This is a genomic window from Lacinutrix sp. 5H-3-7-4 (genome assembly GCF_000211855.2).
Taxonomy (GTDB): Bacteria; Bacteroidota; Bacteroidia; order Flavobacteriales; family Flavobacteriaceae; genus Lacinutrix.
In genome coordinates this window covers 1,102,210-1,118,986 of record NC_015638.1, presented here as the reverse complement: position 1 = coordinate 1,118,986, position 16,777 = coordinate 1,102,210, and the positions used below count along the sequence as shown (strand labels likewise).

Here is a 16,777-nt window from a genome sequence, read left to right as displayed (position 1 = left end):
GCTTTTTTATTAACGTAAACTGTAACCTTTGGCTGCCCACCAAGGATGTATTTCTATTTCTAATCTTCCTGCTTTAACCATTGGGTCTGCATTTGCTAAACTATCTGCCATTTTTAGGTTAGGTACATTATAAATTGTAATACCTCTTAAATCGCCATTGTCTCCAAAAGGGCCAGAAATATCTGCATAACCTAAATCGTACATTTTGCCCAAATGCGCTAAATGTTCTTTTTGTAACCGTGTCGCTTCTTCTTCATTTTGATTTCTAATTGGACCAGATTTTAAAAACGCCATAAAATACTGTTGCATAATTACAGTGTCTTTTGTTTTCTCGTCAACATAGTCCATAACCTTAAAACCATCATTTTTTAAGGCTTCTAATTGTTGTTTTGAAGTTAGTAAAGGTTTTTGTTCTAAACTTTTTTTAAGACTGCTAGAAACTTCTATATTTTTATTATCAGATTTTTCTGTTTGATTACATGCCGTTAATACAAATAATGCTAATAATAGTATTTTTTTCATATATAAATTGTTTACCATTTGTTAAAAGGTATTATACTTAATTGCGAATTATAATATTTTATTTCTCCTGTTACTTCTTTTCCTAACCAATTAGGTTTTTCAAAACTTTCATTTTCTGATGTTAGCTCTATTTCTGCGATTATTAAACCAGCATTTTCGCCGTAGAATTCATCAATTTCAAAAATATGATTTCCGGTTTTTACTTCGTATCTGGTTTTATCTATAACTCCATTTTCACATAGTTTTAATAGTGAATTGGCTTCATTTGTTGTTATTTCTTTTTCCCATTCAAATCTAGATAATCCGTTTTTTGATGATGCGCCTTTAACAGTAATATACCCTATATCGTCTTTTAACCTTACACGTACAGTTCTTTCTTTATGAGTATTTAAAAAGCCTTGTTTAATTTTAAAACTATTGTAAGATTGTGTTTTAAAATTATTAGAATTTACTAGAAATTTGCGTTCTATTTCAATCATGTTTATGGTTATTTACCAAGATATTGTTATTAATTTTGTTCTAAATTACAAAAATAGAGATTTCTGCTTGGAGAGGAATTAATAAATTTGCACTATGTCTTTAGATTTTGCGTTAAGAAAAATTATTCATGTTGATATGGATGCCTTTTATGCATCTGTTGAGGCAATGGATAATCCAGAATTAAAAGGCAAAGCCATTGCCGTTGGCGGTGGCGGTAACCGTGGCGTTGTAAGTGCAGCAAGTTATGAGGCTAGAAAATTTGGTGTGCGAAGTGCTATTAGTGGTGTTAAAGCTAGACGTTTGTGTCCGGATTTAATATTTGTTAAGCCTAGATTTGATAGGTATAAAGAAATTTCTTCTAAAATTCGAGCTATTTTTTATGATTATACAGATTTGGTTGAACCTTTATCGCTTGATGAAGCATATTTAGATGTTACTGAAAATAAAAAAGGAAATCCTAGTGCTTCGTTAATTGCTGAAGAGATTAGAACTCGAATTTTTAATGAGGTTGGTTTAACAGCTTCTGCGGGTATTTCAATTAATAAATTTATTGCTAAAGTTGCTAGTGATTATAATAAGCCTAACGGACAAAAAACAGTTAATCCTGAGGAGGTTTTAGGCTTTTTAGAGGCTTTAGATATTAGAAAATTTTATGGCATTGGTAAAGTTACTGCAGAAAAAATGTACCAAAAAGGTATTTTTACTGGTACAGATTTAAAGTCTAAATCTTTAGAGTTTTTAGAGCAAAATTTTGGTAAATCTGGTAGCTACTATTATTATATTGTTAGAGGTATACATAATAGTGAAGTAAAGCCAAATAGAATTAGAAAAAGCCTTGCTGCAGAACGTACGTTTAGCGAAAACCTATCGTCTGAAATATTTATGCTTGAAAAGCTTGAGCATATTGCCGAAGAGGTTTCTAAACGTTTAATAAGAAGTAAAGTTGCTGGTAAAACTGTTACTCTAAAAATAAAGTATAGCGATTTTACATTGCAAACAAGAAGTAAAACTTTGCCTTATTTTATAAGTGATAAAAGTGTGGTTTTAGAAACAGCTAAAGAGTTACTTTATCAAGAAAAAATGAATAACTCTGTACGTTTACTTGGGATCTCGTTATCTAATTTAAATACAGAAAAGAAAGTAAAAAAGGTTGAGCCTAAAAGTGTTACTGTACAATTAAAATTTGGCTTTTAAATAAAAAAACCAACTACGGTTTGTAGCTGGTTTTTTTAGTTTATTACTTGCCTTAGTTTGCGTTAGCGATAGTAACGGCATCCTTTTGTTTTACAAAAGATATAGTGAATAGCGCGACCTTTAGGTAACGCCCAAAAAACAACTATATTTCTGTAACTCTAAGTGTATTTACCATTCCTTTTTCTTGAATTGGCATGGCTGCAAGGCTTACTAACATATCTCCTTTTTCTAAATAACCCATATCTTGGGCCATTTTATTTACATCTTCTATAGTCTCGTCTGTACTTACAAATTTATCGTAGAAGAATGCTTTTACTCCCCAAAGAAGGTTTAGCTGTGTTAGAATACGATGGTTTGAGGTAAAAACTAATATGTGTGCTTTTGGTCGCCACGCAGATATTTGGAAGGCTGTATAACCACTATTTGTTAGTGTGGAAATCCCTTTTGCATCTATCTCGTTTGCCATATGTGCAGCATGATAACATATAGATTTTGTTATGTATCTTTTTGTACGTATTGTTGGTGGCTCGTGAGGTACAGAAATTAAATCACTGTCTTCTACGCTTTTTATTATACTTGCCATTTGCTTGATTACTTGCACTGGATATTTACCAACACTTGTTTCTCCAGATAGCATTACAGCATCTGCACCATCCATTACAGAGTTGGCAACATCGTTAACTTCTGCACGCGTTGGTGTTAAACTATCTATCATAGTTTCCATCATTTGCGTTGCAATAATTACTGGTATTCTTGCTTTTTTAGCTCTAAGTACTAATTGTTTTTGTACTAATGGTACTTCTTCGGCAGGTATTTCTACACCTAAATCTCCACGCGCTACCATTAAACCATCGCAATAGGCTACAATTTTGTCTATGTTTGCTACGCCTTCTGGTTTTTCAATTTTTGCTATAATTGGTATTTTGTGATCGCTATGTTTTTTAATAAGTTCTTGTAAAACCATTAAATCTTCTGCATGACGCACAAATGATAATGCCATCCAGTCTACTTTTAACTCGCAGGCAAATTTTGCATCTTCAATATCTTTTTCTGTTAGCGCTGGTTGTGATATGTTTGTGTTTGGTAAATTTACTCCTTTTTTAGAGCGTAATGGACCACCTTGAATTACTTTGGCTTTAACTTCTGATTTTTTATCTGTAGAAACAACTTCAAATATTAATTTACCGTCGTCTAATAATATGCGTTCTCCTTTTTTAGCGTCTTGAGGAAAATTATCGTACGTCATATAAACGCGTTCTTTTGTACCAGTAAAACGTTTTCCGGTAGCAAAAATAATTTCGTCTCCTGGATGCACAAATACTTCTCCTTGCATAACACCAACACGAAGTTTAGGACCTTGTAAATCTGCTAGAATAGAAGCGTTATAACCAAACTCATCGTTTAGTTCTCTAATCATTTTTACACGTTCTTTAACATCATCATAGGCTGCGTGAGAAAAGTTAATTCTAAACACGTTTGCGCCTTCGTCAAGCATTGCTTTTAATGTTTCTTTATTTGCAGTTGCAGGACCTAAGGTTGCAACAATTTTAGTTTTTTTTCTTTTCAGCATTAGTTAAATATTAGTTGGTCTTTAGATTTTAATGTGTTAGAGTCAATACTATAAGCTGTAATAACTTGTTTAATTTTTAGTATTTTTTCTAATATAATTTTTTCTTTTTTAGCTTGAAACTCATTATTTATTTTAAGTAAATAATTAGCCTTACTATACTCTGATACTAAGTGGTGTGTTTTTGTAAACGATTCACTGTTAGAAAAGAGAGAGCCTATTTTGTTGTTAATTTCATTAGATGTTACTTTACAGGTATTTGAAACTAAATTCCAGGTTGTATACTGCGTGTCGTCTACCCATTCAAAAAACGAAAAGTTTGTTTCTTGATTGTTGTTGTCGATGTCTTTATCTTGTCTGGTTAATTTTAGATTTAAGGCTTGGTTAAGTAGAAAGGCTAAGCGATAATCTTCAATTGTACAATGAATACCAATTAAGGAGAAATTTTCTTCTTCAAAAAAATCATTTAAAACGAGTTTTTTAATTGCCATATTCACATAAGAATTAATTGTAAATATAGCATTAAAAATAGTTTATTTGGTTCGCTTTTGATGAATCTTAACAAGAATTAGCCACGAAAACGTTATAGTGAATTTGCCTTTTTTTAAATAAAATAAGGTGAAATTCTATGATAAAGTTTTTGAAATTTGATTTTGAAACACAAAAAATGCTCTTTTAGATGCTTTTTCTTCGGCTTTTTTCTTGGAAGTTGCTCGTCCTTTTGAAACAATTTTATTGTCAATGGATAATTTTACAGAGAAATGACGAATATTATCATTTCCAGTATCTTCATATACATTATAATCGAAGGTTTTCTTTTCTTTTTGGCACCATTCTATAAGTAAACTCTTATAGCTAATTACCTTACCTTCTAATTGTTCGATATCTACAAAAGGTGTGATAACACGCTTGTAAATAAATTTTTCGCAGGCTTTAAAACCACCATCTAAATAGATAGCACCTACTAAAGACTCAAATAAATTCCCGTGTATATTATCACCAAATTGTCCTTTTGGTATTTTACTTTCTACTAGATTTATTAGTTTTAAGTCTCTTCCAAGCTCATTTAAATGCTCTCTACTAACTACTTTAGAGCGCATTTTTGTTAGGTAACCTTCGTCTCCACTAGGAACCTCTTCATATAAGTGGTGTGCTATTACTGCACTCAACATAGCATCGCCTAAAAACTCTAAACGCTCATAGTTTACAATATTACCCTTACTGTTTCTAATATTCATAGAACGGTGAGTAAACGCTGTTTTAAAGTGTTTAATAGTTTTAGGTTTATAACCTATAATTTGTGAAACTGTGATGAAAAATTCTCCTTTTTCTTCTTTAGATTTTGAGAATATGTTTCGAAATCTTTTCATCAAAAATTCTAATCTAACTTTTTAAATAATACACAAGCATTATGTCCGCCAAAACCAAAGGTATTACTCATTGCAACCTTTATATCACGTTTTTGAGGTTTGTTTAGCGTTAAGTTTAAATTAGGATCTATGTTTTCGTCTACATTTTCATGGTTAATAGTTGGTGGTACAACGCCATGCTCCATTGCTAATATAGAAGCAATAGATTCTACAGCACCTGCGGCACCAAGTAAATGACCAGTCATTGACTTAGTAGAATTTATATTAATATTTTTAGCATGGTCTCCAAAAACTTTAGATATTGCTTTAAGTTCTGCAACATCTCCTAATGGCGTTGAGGTACCATGAGTATTTATATGGTCTACATCTTCAGGTTTTAAACCTGCATTTTCTAGACAATTTTTCATAACTGCAATAACACCTATTCCATCTGGATGTGGAGCTGTCATATGGTGTGCGTCACTAGACATGCCACCACCAACAACTTCAGCATAAATTTTTGCACCTCTAGCTTTAGCGTGCTCATATTCTTCAAGAATAATCGCTCCAGCGCCTTCGCCTAAAACAAAACCATCTCTAGAAGCATCAAACGGTCTTGAAGCTGTCTCTGGACTTTCGTTTCTGGTTGATAAAGCATGCATTGCATTAAATCCGCCCATTCCTGCAATGGTTACAGCGGCTTCACTGCCACCAGTAACAATAACATCGCAATGTCCTAAACGAATATAGTTTAATGCATCTATCATAGCATTTGCAGAAGAAGCACACGCAGATACAGTTGTGTAATTAGGACCCATAAAACCATTTTTAATGGATATGTTTCCTGGAGCAATATCTGCAATCATTTTAGGGATAAAGAAAGGATTAAATCTAGGTGAACCATCACCTTGCGCAAAGTTTAAAACCTCGTTTTGAAAAGTTTCTAGACCTCCAATTCCTGCTCCCCAGATAACGCCAACTCTAAGTTTGTTAACGGTATCTAAATTTAGGTTCGCGTCCGCAATAGCCTCATCAGATGCGACCATTGCGTACTGCGTAAACCTGTCCATTTTTCGCGCCTCTTTTCTATCTAGAAAATCGGTTGCGACAAAGTTTTTTAACTCACACGCGAATTTTGTTTTAAACTTTTCAGTATCAAAATACGTAATAGGCGCAGCACCACTTTTACCGTTAATTAGGGCATCCCAATATTCATCTTTGGTATTTCCAATTGGTGTAAGTGCTCCTAGACCCGTAACTACAACTCGCTTAAGTTCCATAAATATTAGTGCTTATTTTGCAGCTTCAATGTATGATACAGCTTGACCTACTGTTGCAATGTTTTCTGCTTGGTCATCTGGAATTTGGATATCGAATTCTTTTTCGAATTCCATGATTAATTCTACAGTGTCTAATGAATCTGCTCCTAGGTCGTTTGTGAAGCTAGCTTCAGTTACAACTTCGTTTTCATCAACACCTAATTTGTCTACGATTATCGCTTTTACTCTTGATGCAATGTCTGACATAATTTTAATTTTTTTAGTTTTAATTAAGAGGCAAAAATAAAAAACTTTATTTTAAAACACATCTTTCTATTAAAAAAGACTTCGAAAGTTAATAATTTAAATTGAAGAAATTCTGTTTTAGCCCGTAATTGTTAATAATTATTCTTTTTTTTGTTTGAAGATTTAACACTGAAAACTATAAAATGAAACGTGTAGTAATTTTTGCGTCCGGTAGCGGAAGTAATGCTGAAAATTTAATAAGGTTTTTTCAAAATAGGGACAATGCGTCTGTAATTCAAGTATTAACTAACAATCCGCATGCCAAAGTGTTGGATCGTTGTAAAAAACTGAAGATTAGTGCTTTGTCTTTTAATAAAATTGCTTTTACAGAGACAGATCATGTACTTAATATTTTAAAAAGTAATAATCCAGATCTAATAGTATTGGCTGGCTTTTTATGGAAATTTCCAGAAAACATATTAAAACACTTCCCTAATAAAGTAATAAATGTACATCCCGCTTTATTGCCAAAATTTGGAGGAAAAGGCATGTATGGTATACATGTGCATGAAGCGGTTATTAACAAAAAAGAAACCGAAACAGGTATAACAATTCACTATGTAAATGAAAATTATGACGAAGGAGCCATCATTTTTCAAGCAAAATGTGAGGTGAAAACGTCAGATTCTGCTCAAGATGTTGCAGCAAAAATTCATGAATTAGAAATGAAACATTTTCCGGTAGTGGTAGAAAATATTTTAAATTCGAAATAAAATAGATTTCCGTTGCACGGAAAGTTACTATGAGTAAAAAAAAGAAAAAATATTATACCGTTTGGAAAGGACATAAAACTGGAGTTTTCGATTCTTGGAATACTTGTAAATCTTTAATTAAAGATTATGAAGGTGCCCAGTACAAGTCTTTTGCAACGTTTGATGCAGCAAAAGAAGCTCTAAAGGGAAATTATTTCGATTATATAGGAAAAAATAAAAGTTTTAAAAGTGAATTGTCTCTAGAGCAACTAAAAAAAATAGGACAACCAAACTATAATTCTATTTCTGTAGACGCTGCTTCTAGTGGAAATCCTGGAATCATGGAATATCGTGGAGTAGACACTAAAACAAAACAACAACTTTTTATACAAGGACCTTTTGCTCAAGGCACAAATAATTTAGGAGAATTTTTAGCATTAGTTCATGGTTTAAGTTTTTTAAAAAAACATAATAGTGATCGTATTATATATACAGACTCTAGAACAGCTATGAGTTGGGTGCGTAAAAAAACATGTAATAGCAAGTTAGAACGTAATGCAAAAAACAAACCAGTTTACGATTTGGTAGACCGTGCAGTTAAATGGCTAAAAGAAAACGATTATAAAACAACCATTGTAAAATGGGAGACTAAAGCTTGGGGAGAAATACCTGCAGATTTTGGGAGAAAATAAGAATTATATTAAATAATTTAAAACTGTATAAAAATCGTATATTTGCCGCTTAAATTAAAACGCTTTTATGAGCAAATTAGTAATAGTAGGTACGGTAGCTTTTGACGCTATAGAAACACCTTTTGGTAAAACCGATAAAATTCTTGGAGGAGCAGCAACTTATATAGGTTTATCTGCTTCAAATTTTAATAATGTAGATGCAGCAGCAGTATCTGTAGTTGGAGGCGATTTTCCGCAGGAATATTTAGATCTATTAACAAATAGAAATATTGATATAGAAGGAGTAGAAATTGTAAAAGATGGAAAAACTTTCTTTTGGAGTGGAAAATATCATAACGATATGAATTCTAGGGACACTTTGGCAACAGAGTTAAACGTATTAGAACATTTTACACCTGTAGTTCCAGAAAGTTATAAGGATGCAGAAATTGTGATGCTTGGAAATCTACATCCACTTACGCAGCAAAGTGTTTTAGACCAAATGTCTAAAAAACCAAAACTAGCAATTTTAGACACCATGAATTTCTGGATGGATATTGCTATGGATGATTTAAAAGCAGTATTAAAAAATGTAGATGTTATTACAATTAACGATGAGGAAGCTCGCCAGTTATCTGGAGAATATTCTTTAGTCAATGCGGCTAAGAAAATTCATGAAATGGGACCACAATACGTTGTAATTAAAAAAGGAGAACATGGCGCATTACTTTTTAACGATGGTAATATGTTTTATGCACCAGCTTTACCATTAGCAGAAGTTTTTGATCCAACTGGAGCAGGAGACACATTTGCAGGAGGTTTTGCCGGATATATAGCAAAAACAAGAAATATCTCTTTTGAAAACATGAAAAATGCAGTTATTTATGGGTCTGCATTAGCATCGTTTTGTGTCGAGAAATTTGGAACCGAGCGTATGCTAACGCTAACAGACGAAGAAATATTTGAGCGTCTACAACAATTCAAGGATTTAACACAATTCGAAATAGAATTAAAATAAATTTACGCGCTCGATATTGAGCGCGTTTTTTATTTCACCAGAATTATAATTTAGAAATTAATAAATAAATTTAGCGACTAAATTTTATAGCTATAATTAACAACAACTCACAACACAACAACAATGAGTGATGCTTTAAAACACGAGTGCGGTATTGCACATATTAGACTTTTAAAACCATTAGAATTCTATAAAGAAAAATATGGAAGTGCATTTTACGGAGTAAATAAAATGTATTTAATGATGGAAAAGCAGCATAATCGAGGTCAGGATGGTGCAGGATTTGCTAGTATAAAATTAGACACTAAACCAGGAGAACGTTATATAAGTCGCGTTAGATCTATACAACAGCAACCTATTCAAGATATTTTTGCCCAAATTAATGAGCGTATAAATAATGAACTTGTTGCACATCCAGAGTATAATGAAAGTGTAGCACTGCAAAAAAGTAAAATACCATATATAGGAGAAGTACTTTTAGGTCATGTGCGTTATGGTACATTTGGTAAAAATAGTGTAGAAAGTGTACATCCTTTTTTACGCCAAAATAATTGGCAGCATAGAAACCTAATTTTAGCAGGTAACTTTAATATGACTAATGTTAAAGAATTATTTGCTAATCTAGTAGAGCTTGGTCAACACCCAAAAGAATATACAGACACCATTACTATAATGGAGAAAATTGGACATTTTCTTGATGATGCTGTTAGTAAAATTTACAAAAAATTAAAAAAAGAAGGATATAAAAAAAATGAATGCTCACCATTAATAGCAGAGCGTTTAAACGTAGCAAAAATATTACGTAGAGCTGCTAAAAATTGGGATGGTGGTTATGCAATGGCAGGATTGCTTGGTCATGGAGATTCTTTTGTATTAAGAGATCCGGCAGGAATTCGTCCAGCATATTATTATAAAGATGATGAAGTCGTTGTTGTAGCATCAGAAAGACCAGTGATACAAACTGTTTTTAATGTAGATTTTAACGATGTTAAAGAGTTAGATCCAGGTCACGCTATTATTACTAAAAAATCTGGAGAAGTATCTATTGAAGAAATTCTAGAGCCTTTAGAACGTAAAGCATGCTCGTTTGAACGTATTTATTTTTCTAGAGGTAGTGATGCTGAAATTTATCAAGAACGTAAAATGTTAGGTAGACTTTTAATGCCAAAAGTTTTAAAAGCTATTAATAACGATACAGCAAACTCTGTTTTTTCTTACATTCCAAATACAGCCGAAACCTCTTTTTATGGTATGATAGAAACTGTAGAAGAGCATTTAAATGAACGTAAAACTCAAGCTATTTTAGATGGTGACGGTAAATTAAGCAAACAACAGGTTATAGATATTTTAGAAGAAAGACCTCGTATAGAAAAAATAGCAATAAAAGACGTAAAATTAAGAACGTTTATTACTGAAGATAGTAGCCGAGATGATTTGGTTGCTCACGTTTATGATGTTACATACGGTGTAATTAAACCTACAGATAATTTAGTAATTATTGACGATAGTATTGTTCGTGGCACAACACTAAAAAAGAGTATTATTAAAATGATGGATAGGCTACATCCTAAAAAAATAGTAGTTGTATCATCTGCTCCACAAATTCGTTTTCCTGATTGCTATGGTATTGATATGGCAAATTTAGAAACATTAGTAGCTTTTAATGCTGCTTTAGAATTGTTAAAAGAAGCGGGAAAATATGATTTAGTAGAAACTGTATACCATAAATGTAAAGCTCAAGAACATTTAGAAGATAAAGATGTAAAGAACTTTGTAAATGAAATTTACGATCAATTTACAACCGAAGAAATTTCGGCTAAAATCTCACAATTGTTAAGTGATGAAACTGTAAATGCAGAAGTAGAAATAATATTCCAACCAGTAGAAAATTTACATAAAGCTTGTCCTAAAAATTTAGGCGATTGGTACTTTACAGGAAATTATCCAACCGTTGGAGGAAATAGAGTTGTAAACCGAGCATTTATTAACTTTTTTGAAGGAAATAAAGAGCGTGCATATTAACCAATGTTAATCACTTAAACCATGAATAATGATTTTAATCTAAAACATTTTTGCATAATCTAAAATAGCCATACATTTAAATATACCATAACATAAGTAGGTTAAGTTCATGGTAGATTTGGGGCAAAAAAGCTGGACTCTCGTCCAGCTTTTTTATTGCTTTATAGTTAATTTTTTATAAGTGATAGTATATACGCAACACTTTAACTAATTGAAAATTAATACATTCAGTAGCATCGATAAAATGCACTTTATCAGATATTTTTACCATTTATCTAAAAAAAACAATAAATCAAATTTGTTCTCGTTATATTTGAGCTTACCATAACATAAGTAGGTTAAGTTCATGGTAGATTTGGGGCAAAAAAGCTGGACTCTCGTCCGGCTTTTTTATTTTATAAACTGAGTATAAAAGAGAATTATAAGTATAAAAAAAGCAGATTCTAATTATTAGAATCTGCTTTTTTTGATTTTGTTGAAATAAATTATTTAGCTTCTGCGTAGCGTCTTTCAACTTCGTTCCAGTTAATTACTTTAAAAAAAGCATCAATATAATCTGGTCTTCTGTTTTGGTAATTTAAATAGTAGGCATGTTCCCAAACATCTAAACCTAAAATTGGTGTTCCTCCACAAGTTACGCCAGGCATTAATGGGTTATCTTGGTTTGGTGTAGAACAAACTTCTACTTTTCCTCCTTTGTGCACGCACAACCAAGCCCAACCAGAACCAAACTGTGTTGCTGCAGCTTTACTAAAAGCATCTTTAAAAGCATCTACAGATTCAAACTCTGCTTCAATAGCATCTTTTAATTCGCCAGATAAACGTCCTTTATCTTCAGGATTCATTACATCCCAAAATAAAGAGTGATTATAAAAACCACCACCATTATTTCTAACAGCTTTGTTTTCCATGTCCAAGTTTAAAAGAATATTCTCTATAGTTTTTCCTTCTAACTCTGTACCCTCAATAGCGTTATTTAATTTTGTTGTATAACCATTGTGGTGTTTAGTATGATGTATTTCCATTGTACGCGCATCAATATTTGGTTCTAATGCGTCGTATGCATATTTTAATTTCGGTAATTCGAAAGCCATAATTTTTTATGTTTTTTGGTTAATAATTCTTTGAACGTAAATTTAATACTTTAACATTTCAATTAAAAATTATAATCGGGCTAAGTTTTTCCTTTTAATAATACTTTAACATCGTGATATTGAAATGTTTTAATTTTCGATTTAAAAATTTCAAAATAGACTTTTGTCACGTGATTTGTTTTTATCTTGTACTAAAATTTAATTAATGTCTTACAAGTCTTCTTTTCAAGTTTATAATGCATCTGCTGGTAGTGGAAAAACCTATACATTAGTTAAAGAGTATCTTAAAATTTTATTCTCAACCTCAAGCAATTATCAGTTTAAAAATATTTTGGCAATTACTTTTACCAATAAGGCTGTTGGAGAAATGAAAGCTAGAATTTTAGAGATGCTAAATGTTTTTTCATCTACACATAATTTAAACGAGCCGCACGCAATGTTTTTTGATATTGCACAAGAATTAGAAATGGAGCACAAGGCGCTTCAAAAAAAAGCAGAGATAATTTTACAAACCATAATGCATAATTATGCTGCTTTCGATATTTCTACTATAGATGGTTTTAATCACAGGTTAATTAGAACCTTTGCTCATGATTTAAAATTACCTCTAAATTTTGAAGTAGAATTAGATACAGATTCTATTTTAAGTGAAGCTGTAGACCGTTTAATTGCTAAAGCAGGAGCCAATAAAGCGCTTACTAAAGTATTGGTTGATTTTGCGATTGAAAAGGCAGATGATGATAAAAGTTGGGATGTCGCATTAGATTTTAACAAAATTGCGAAACTTCTTATTAAAGAAAGTGACTTAGAATTTGTAAAGAGTTTAGAAAATAAAACATTAGAAGATTTTAAGGCTTTAAAGTTTAACTTAAAGAAAATCATTCAAGAGGTAGAAGACAATTGTTTAGCTATTGCAGAAAAAGCTCTTAATTTGATTGAAACTAATAATATACCTCATAACCATTTTAATAATACTGATTTACCAAATCATTTTATAAAAATGAAAAATCTTAAAATTAAAGATTTGCTTTTTGAGGGTAGATTGGTAAAAAACCTAGAAAAGGAAAGTTACTATGGTGGTAAAGCTACTAAAGAAACTAAGCAGAGTATAGATAATATTATAGATGAATTGAAGACACTTTTTTATGCTTCAAAACTTTTGCCAGAACGTTACTTATTACCAAAAGCAATTTATAAAAATCTCACACCATTATCTGTTTTATCTGCAATAAACAAAGAACTTTTAGCAATTAAGGCAGAAGAAAGTAAAATGCTAATAAGTGAATTTAATGCTATAATTAGTAAAGAAATAAAAGGGCAGCCAACACCTTTTATCTATGAACGAATGGGAGAAAAGTTTAAGCATTATTTTATAGACGAGTTTCAGGATACCTCGCAAATGCAATGGGAAAACTTAATACCATTAATAGATAATACATTATCTGGTGAAAACATGAAAGCCGAAAAAGGTTCTGCAATGATTGTTGGTGATGCCAAACAAGCAATATACAGATGGCGTGGTGGAAAAGCAGAGCAATTTATGGCGCTTTTTAATAAACAAAACTCACCGTTTTTTATAGACCAAGAAGTAAAAAACTTAGAGTCAAATTTTAGAAGTTTAGAAACTATTGTAAATTTTAATAATTCATTTTTTAAACATGTTGCCTCTATGGCGTTTATAAATGAAGACTATAGCAACTTATACCAGCAATCTCATCAAAAACCTTCAAATAATACAACTGGTTTTGTGAGTTTAAACTTTATAGATTTTGATGAGGAAGAAGATAAAGATAAAGTTTATACAGAACATGTTTTAAATACTATAATTAGCTGTCAAGAGCAAGGGTACAATTTAAAAGACATATCAATTTTAGTAAGAAAAAAGAAACATGGTATTGCAATTGCAGAATATTTAAATAGTAAAGGTATACAAATTACATCTAGTGAGACAATGTTAATTAATAGTGCTCCCGAAGTACGCTTTATTAATAATATACTCACGCTTTTGCTCAACCCAAATAATATAGAATGTAAAGTAGATATCTTAAATTTTATAGCAGAAAAGTATAATATAGAAGATAAACACACATATTTTATAACCAATATGAATTTGTCACTTGAAGCCTATTTTCAAAGTTTTGAGCGATTTAATATTTATGTAAATCCAAATAATTTAATACAGTTAGGCTTGTTTGATTTGGCCGAAACAATAGTAAGGCGATTTAACTTGGTAAACGTATCAAACGCATATATTCAATATTATCTTGATGTTGTTTTAGAATATTCACAAAAAAATATTTCAGACTTATCTGCATTTTTAGATTATTTTAATTCAAAAAAAGAGAAGCTTAGTATTGTTTCACCACAAGAGCAAGATGCCATTCAAATAATGACAATTCATAAATCAAAAGGTTTAGAGTTTCCTGTTGTAATTTTTCCTTATGCCGAAATAAATATATACGAAGACATAGAACCTAAAGAATGGTTTAATTTAAATCCAGAACAATTTAACGGATTTAATTACGCATTGCTAAATTATAGTAAAGCATTCGAAACATATGGAGAACAAGGAAATCAAATACATATTAAGCATCAAGGAGCGTTAGAGCTTGATAGTTTAAATTTATTATACGTTGCTTTAACAAGGCCAGTAGAGCAGTTGCACGTAATAGGAAAAAGAGATATTAATAAAAAAGGAGATGTAAATTTAAAATCATATTCGGGTTTATTAATTAACTATTTAATGAGTATTTCTATTTGGGATAATGAAAAAACAACTTACAGTTTTGGCAAAGCAGAAAAACCAAAAAGTGAACCCAAGCAACAAAAAATTCAAACGCTAAAACAAGAAGAGTTTATATCAACAGCAAAAGAAGACCATGATATTAAAGTAATAACAAACTCTGGCTATTTATGGGATACAAAACAAGAAAACGCCTTAGAAAAAGGGAACCTGGTTCACGACTTAATGGAACATATTAAAACCGAAAGTGATATAGATTTCGCAGTAAAAGATTTTGAGTCTAATGGTATTATAAATAGTACTCAGGCCGCAGTTTTAAAAAACACAATATTAGAAATTGTTAACCACAAAGAGCTTTTAGATTATTTTACCTCAAACTATACAATATATAATGAACGAGATATTATTTCTAAAACAGGAAAACTATATAGGCCAGATCGTTTAGTAATTAACGAAAAAAATGAAGTTGTAATTATAGATTATAAAACAGGATTACATAATCCCAAATACCAACATCAACTCCAGGATTATCAAGATATTTTAGAAGAAATGAATTTTAAAATATTAAAAAAGATACTAATATATATTAATAAAGAAATTACAATTACAAGTTATAATTAATTGTTTTTAAATTTGCATTATAAATCAAAACAAAAGTATGTACGGTAAAATTAAACAACACTTACAACAAGAAATACAAGAGATAAAAGAAAACGGACTCTATAAAGAAGAGCGTATAATAACCTCTCCACAGGGAGCAGAAATAACATTAAATACAGGAGAGAAAGTATTAAACTTTTGTGCAAACAACTATTTAGGCTTATCATCTCATCCAGAAGTAATTCAAGCAGCAAAAGACGCTATGGATACTCATGGATTTGGCATGAGTTCTGTTCGTTTCATTTGTGGAACACAAGACATACACAAAGAACTTGAACAAAAAATAGCAGACTTTTACGGTACAGAAGACACAATATTATATGCTGCGGCATTTGATGCAAATGGAGGTGTTTTTGAGCCATTATTAGGAAAAGAAGACGCTATAATTTCAGATTCTTTAAACCATGCCTCAATAATTGATGGTGTGAGATTATGTAAAGCCGCACGTTATCGTTACCAAAATAATGATATGGCAGATTTAGAAAAACAACTTATAGCAGCAAACGAAAACGGAGCAAGACATAAAATTATAGTAACAGATGGCGTGTTTTCAATGGATGGCTTAGTTGCTCCTTTAGACGAGATTTGTGACTTAGCAGATAAATATGATGCACTTGTAATGATAGATGAGTGTCATGCCACAGGTTTTATTGGTGAAACAGGAATTGGTACCTTAGAAGAAAAAGGCGTATTAGGAAGAATAGATATTATAACAGGAACATTAGGTAAAGCCATGGGTGGTGCTATGGGAGGATATACTACCGCAAAAAAAGAAATTATAGATCTTTTACGCCAGCGTTCAAGACCCTATTTATTTTCTAACTCATTGGCACCTGCAATTGTAGGTGCTTCAATTAAAGTTTTCGATATGTTAAAAAACGATACAACTTTAAGAGATAAATTAGAAAGTAATACTAATTACTTTAAAAAAGAGATGAAAGCAGCAGGATTCGATATTATAGATGGAGATTCTGCAATTGTACCAGTAATGTTATATGATGCAAAATTATCTCAAAAAATGGCAAATATGCTATTAAAAGAAGGAATATACGTTATAGGGTTCTTTTTTCCAGTAGTGCCAAAAGAAAAAGCGAGAATAAGAGTTCAGCTTTCTGCGGCTCATAAAAAAGAACACTTAGATAAAGCTGTTAAAGGCTTTGTAAAAGTTGGAAAGGCGCTAGAAGTCATTAAATAAACACT

15 protein-coding genes are annotated in these 16,777 nt (G+C 31.3%); 7 read left to right on the top strand and 8 right to left on the bottom strand.

Annotated elements, in window-relative coordinates; genetic code table 11:
- Positions 1-9: 9 nt before the first annotated feature.
- Positions 10-522: a YciI family protein gene (locus LACAL_RS04835; protein ID WP_013869588.1), complete on the bottom strand. Its 513-nt coding sequence runs from the start codon at positions 520-522 to the stop codon at positions 10-12.
- Positions 523-533: 11 nt separating this feature from the next.
- A complete protein-coding gene (locus LACAL_RS04830; protein WP_013869587.1) occupies positions 534-1,001 on the bottom strand; it encodes a CYTH domain-containing protein in 468 nt (155 codons plus the stop codon).
- A 94-nt stretch (positions 1,002-1,095) separates the two neighbouring features.
- Between LACAL_RS04830 and dinB the strand changes: the two genes are divergently transcribed.
- Complete coding sequence (gene dinB, locus LACAL_RS04825) at positions 1,096-2,196, top strand: DNA polymerase IV (protein WP_013869586.1); 1,101 nt, start codon at positions 1,096-1,098, stop codon at positions 2,194-2,196.
- A gap of 142 nt (positions 2,197-2,338) precedes the next feature.
- Here dinB and pyk read toward each other — a convergent pair whose 3' ends face one another.
- The 5 genes from pyk to LACAL_RS04800 all read right to left on the bottom strand — a co-directional run bounded on the left by pyk (position 2,339) and on the right by LACAL_RS04800 (position 6,638).
- Positions 2,339-3,766, bottom strand: a complete 1,428-nt coding sequence (gene pyk / locus LACAL_RS04820; protein ID WP_013869585.1) for a pyruvate kinase — start codon at positions 3,764-3,766, stop codon at positions 2,339-2,341.
- On the bottom strand, positions 3,766-4,254 hold the full coding sequence (locus LACAL_RS04815) for an IPExxxVDY family protein (RefSeq protein ID WP_013869584.1): 489 nt from the start codon (positions 4,252-4,254) through the stop codon (positions 3,766-3,768). Before LACAL_RS04815 ends, pyk begins: the two co-directional genes overlap by 1 nt.
- A 135-nt stretch (positions 4,255-4,389) precedes the next feature.
- The gene (gene rnc, locus LACAL_RS04810) at positions 4,390-5,133 is read right to left on the bottom strand and encodes a ribonuclease III (protein ID WP_013869583.1); all 744 of its coding nucleotides are present in this window, start codon (positions 5,131-5,133) and stop codon (positions 4,390-4,392) included.
- Between the two features lie 8 nt (positions 5,134-5,141).
- Complete coding sequence (fabF, locus tag LACAL_RS04805; protein ID WP_013869582.1) at positions 5,142-6,392, bottom strand: beta-ketoacyl-ACP synthase II; 1,251 nt, start codon at positions 6,390-6,392, stop codon at positions 5,142-5,144.
- Positions 6,393-6,404: 12 nt separating this feature from the next.
- A complete protein-coding gene (locus LACAL_RS04800) occupies positions 6,405-6,638 on the bottom strand; it encodes an acyl carrier protein (protein ID WP_013869581.1) in 234 nt (77 codons plus the stop codon).
- Between the two features lie 182 nt (positions 6,639-6,820).
- On the opposite strand from LACAL_RS04800, the gene LACAL_RS04795 reads away from it, so the two are divergent.
- From LACAL_RS04795 to LACAL_RS04780, 4 genes are all read left to right on the top strand, one after another.
- The gene (locus LACAL_RS04795; protein WP_013869580.1) at positions 6,821-7,390 is read left to right on the top strand and encodes a phosphoribosylglycinamide formyltransferase; all 570 of its coding nucleotides are present in this window, start codon (positions 6,821-6,823) and stop codon (positions 7,388-7,390) included.
- 29 nt (positions 7,391-7,419) lie between these two features.
- Positions 7,420-8,061: a viroplasmin family protein gene (locus LACAL_RS04790; RefSeq protein ID WP_013869579.1), complete on the top strand. Its 642-nt coding sequence runs from the start codon at positions 7,420-7,422 to the stop codon at positions 8,059-8,061.
- A 67-nt stretch (positions 8,062-8,128) separates the two neighbouring features.
- Positions 8,129-9,058 carry a PfkB family carbohydrate kinase gene (locus tag LACAL_RS04785; RefSeq protein ID WP_013869578.1) on the top strand — a complete coding sequence of 310 codons (930 nt, stop codon included), beginning with the start codon at positions 8,129-8,131 and terminating at the stop codon, positions 9,056-9,058.
- A gap of 123 nt (positions 9,059-9,181) precedes the next feature.
- Positions 9,182-11,080, top strand: coding sequence for an amidophosphoribosyltransferase (locus tag LACAL_RS04780; protein ID WP_013869577.1), 1,899 nt, complete (start codon positions 9,182-9,184; stop codon positions 11,078-11,080).
- Between the two features lie 485 nt (positions 11,081-11,565).
- On the opposite strand, the gene LACAL_RS04775 is transcribed toward LACAL_RS04780, so the two are convergent.
- Positions 11,566-12,174 carry a superoxide dismutase gene (locus tag LACAL_RS04775; RefSeq protein ID WP_013869576.1) on the bottom strand — a complete coding sequence of 203 codons (609 nt, stop codon included), beginning with the start codon at positions 12,172-12,174 and terminating at the stop codon, positions 11,566-11,568.
- A gap of 205 nt (positions 12,175-12,379) precedes the next feature.
- On the opposite strand from LACAL_RS04775, the gene LACAL_RS04770 reads away from it, so the two are divergent.
- Both LACAL_RS04770 and kbl read left to right on the top strand, forming a co-directional pair.
- Positions 12,380-15,538 (top strand): exodeoxyribonuclease V subunit beta, encoded by a 3,159-nt coding sequence (locus LACAL_RS04770; protein ID WP_013869575.1) that lies wholly within the window; start codon positions 12,380-12,382, stop codon positions 15,536-15,538.
- A 37-nt stretch (positions 15,539-15,575) separates the two neighbouring features.
- Entirely contained in the window at positions 15,576-16,772 is a 1,197-nt protein-coding gene (kbl, locus tag LACAL_RS04765; RefSeq protein ID WP_013869574.1) for a glycine C-acetyltransferase, read from the top strand.
- Positions 16,773-16,777 lie beyond the last annotated feature (5 nt).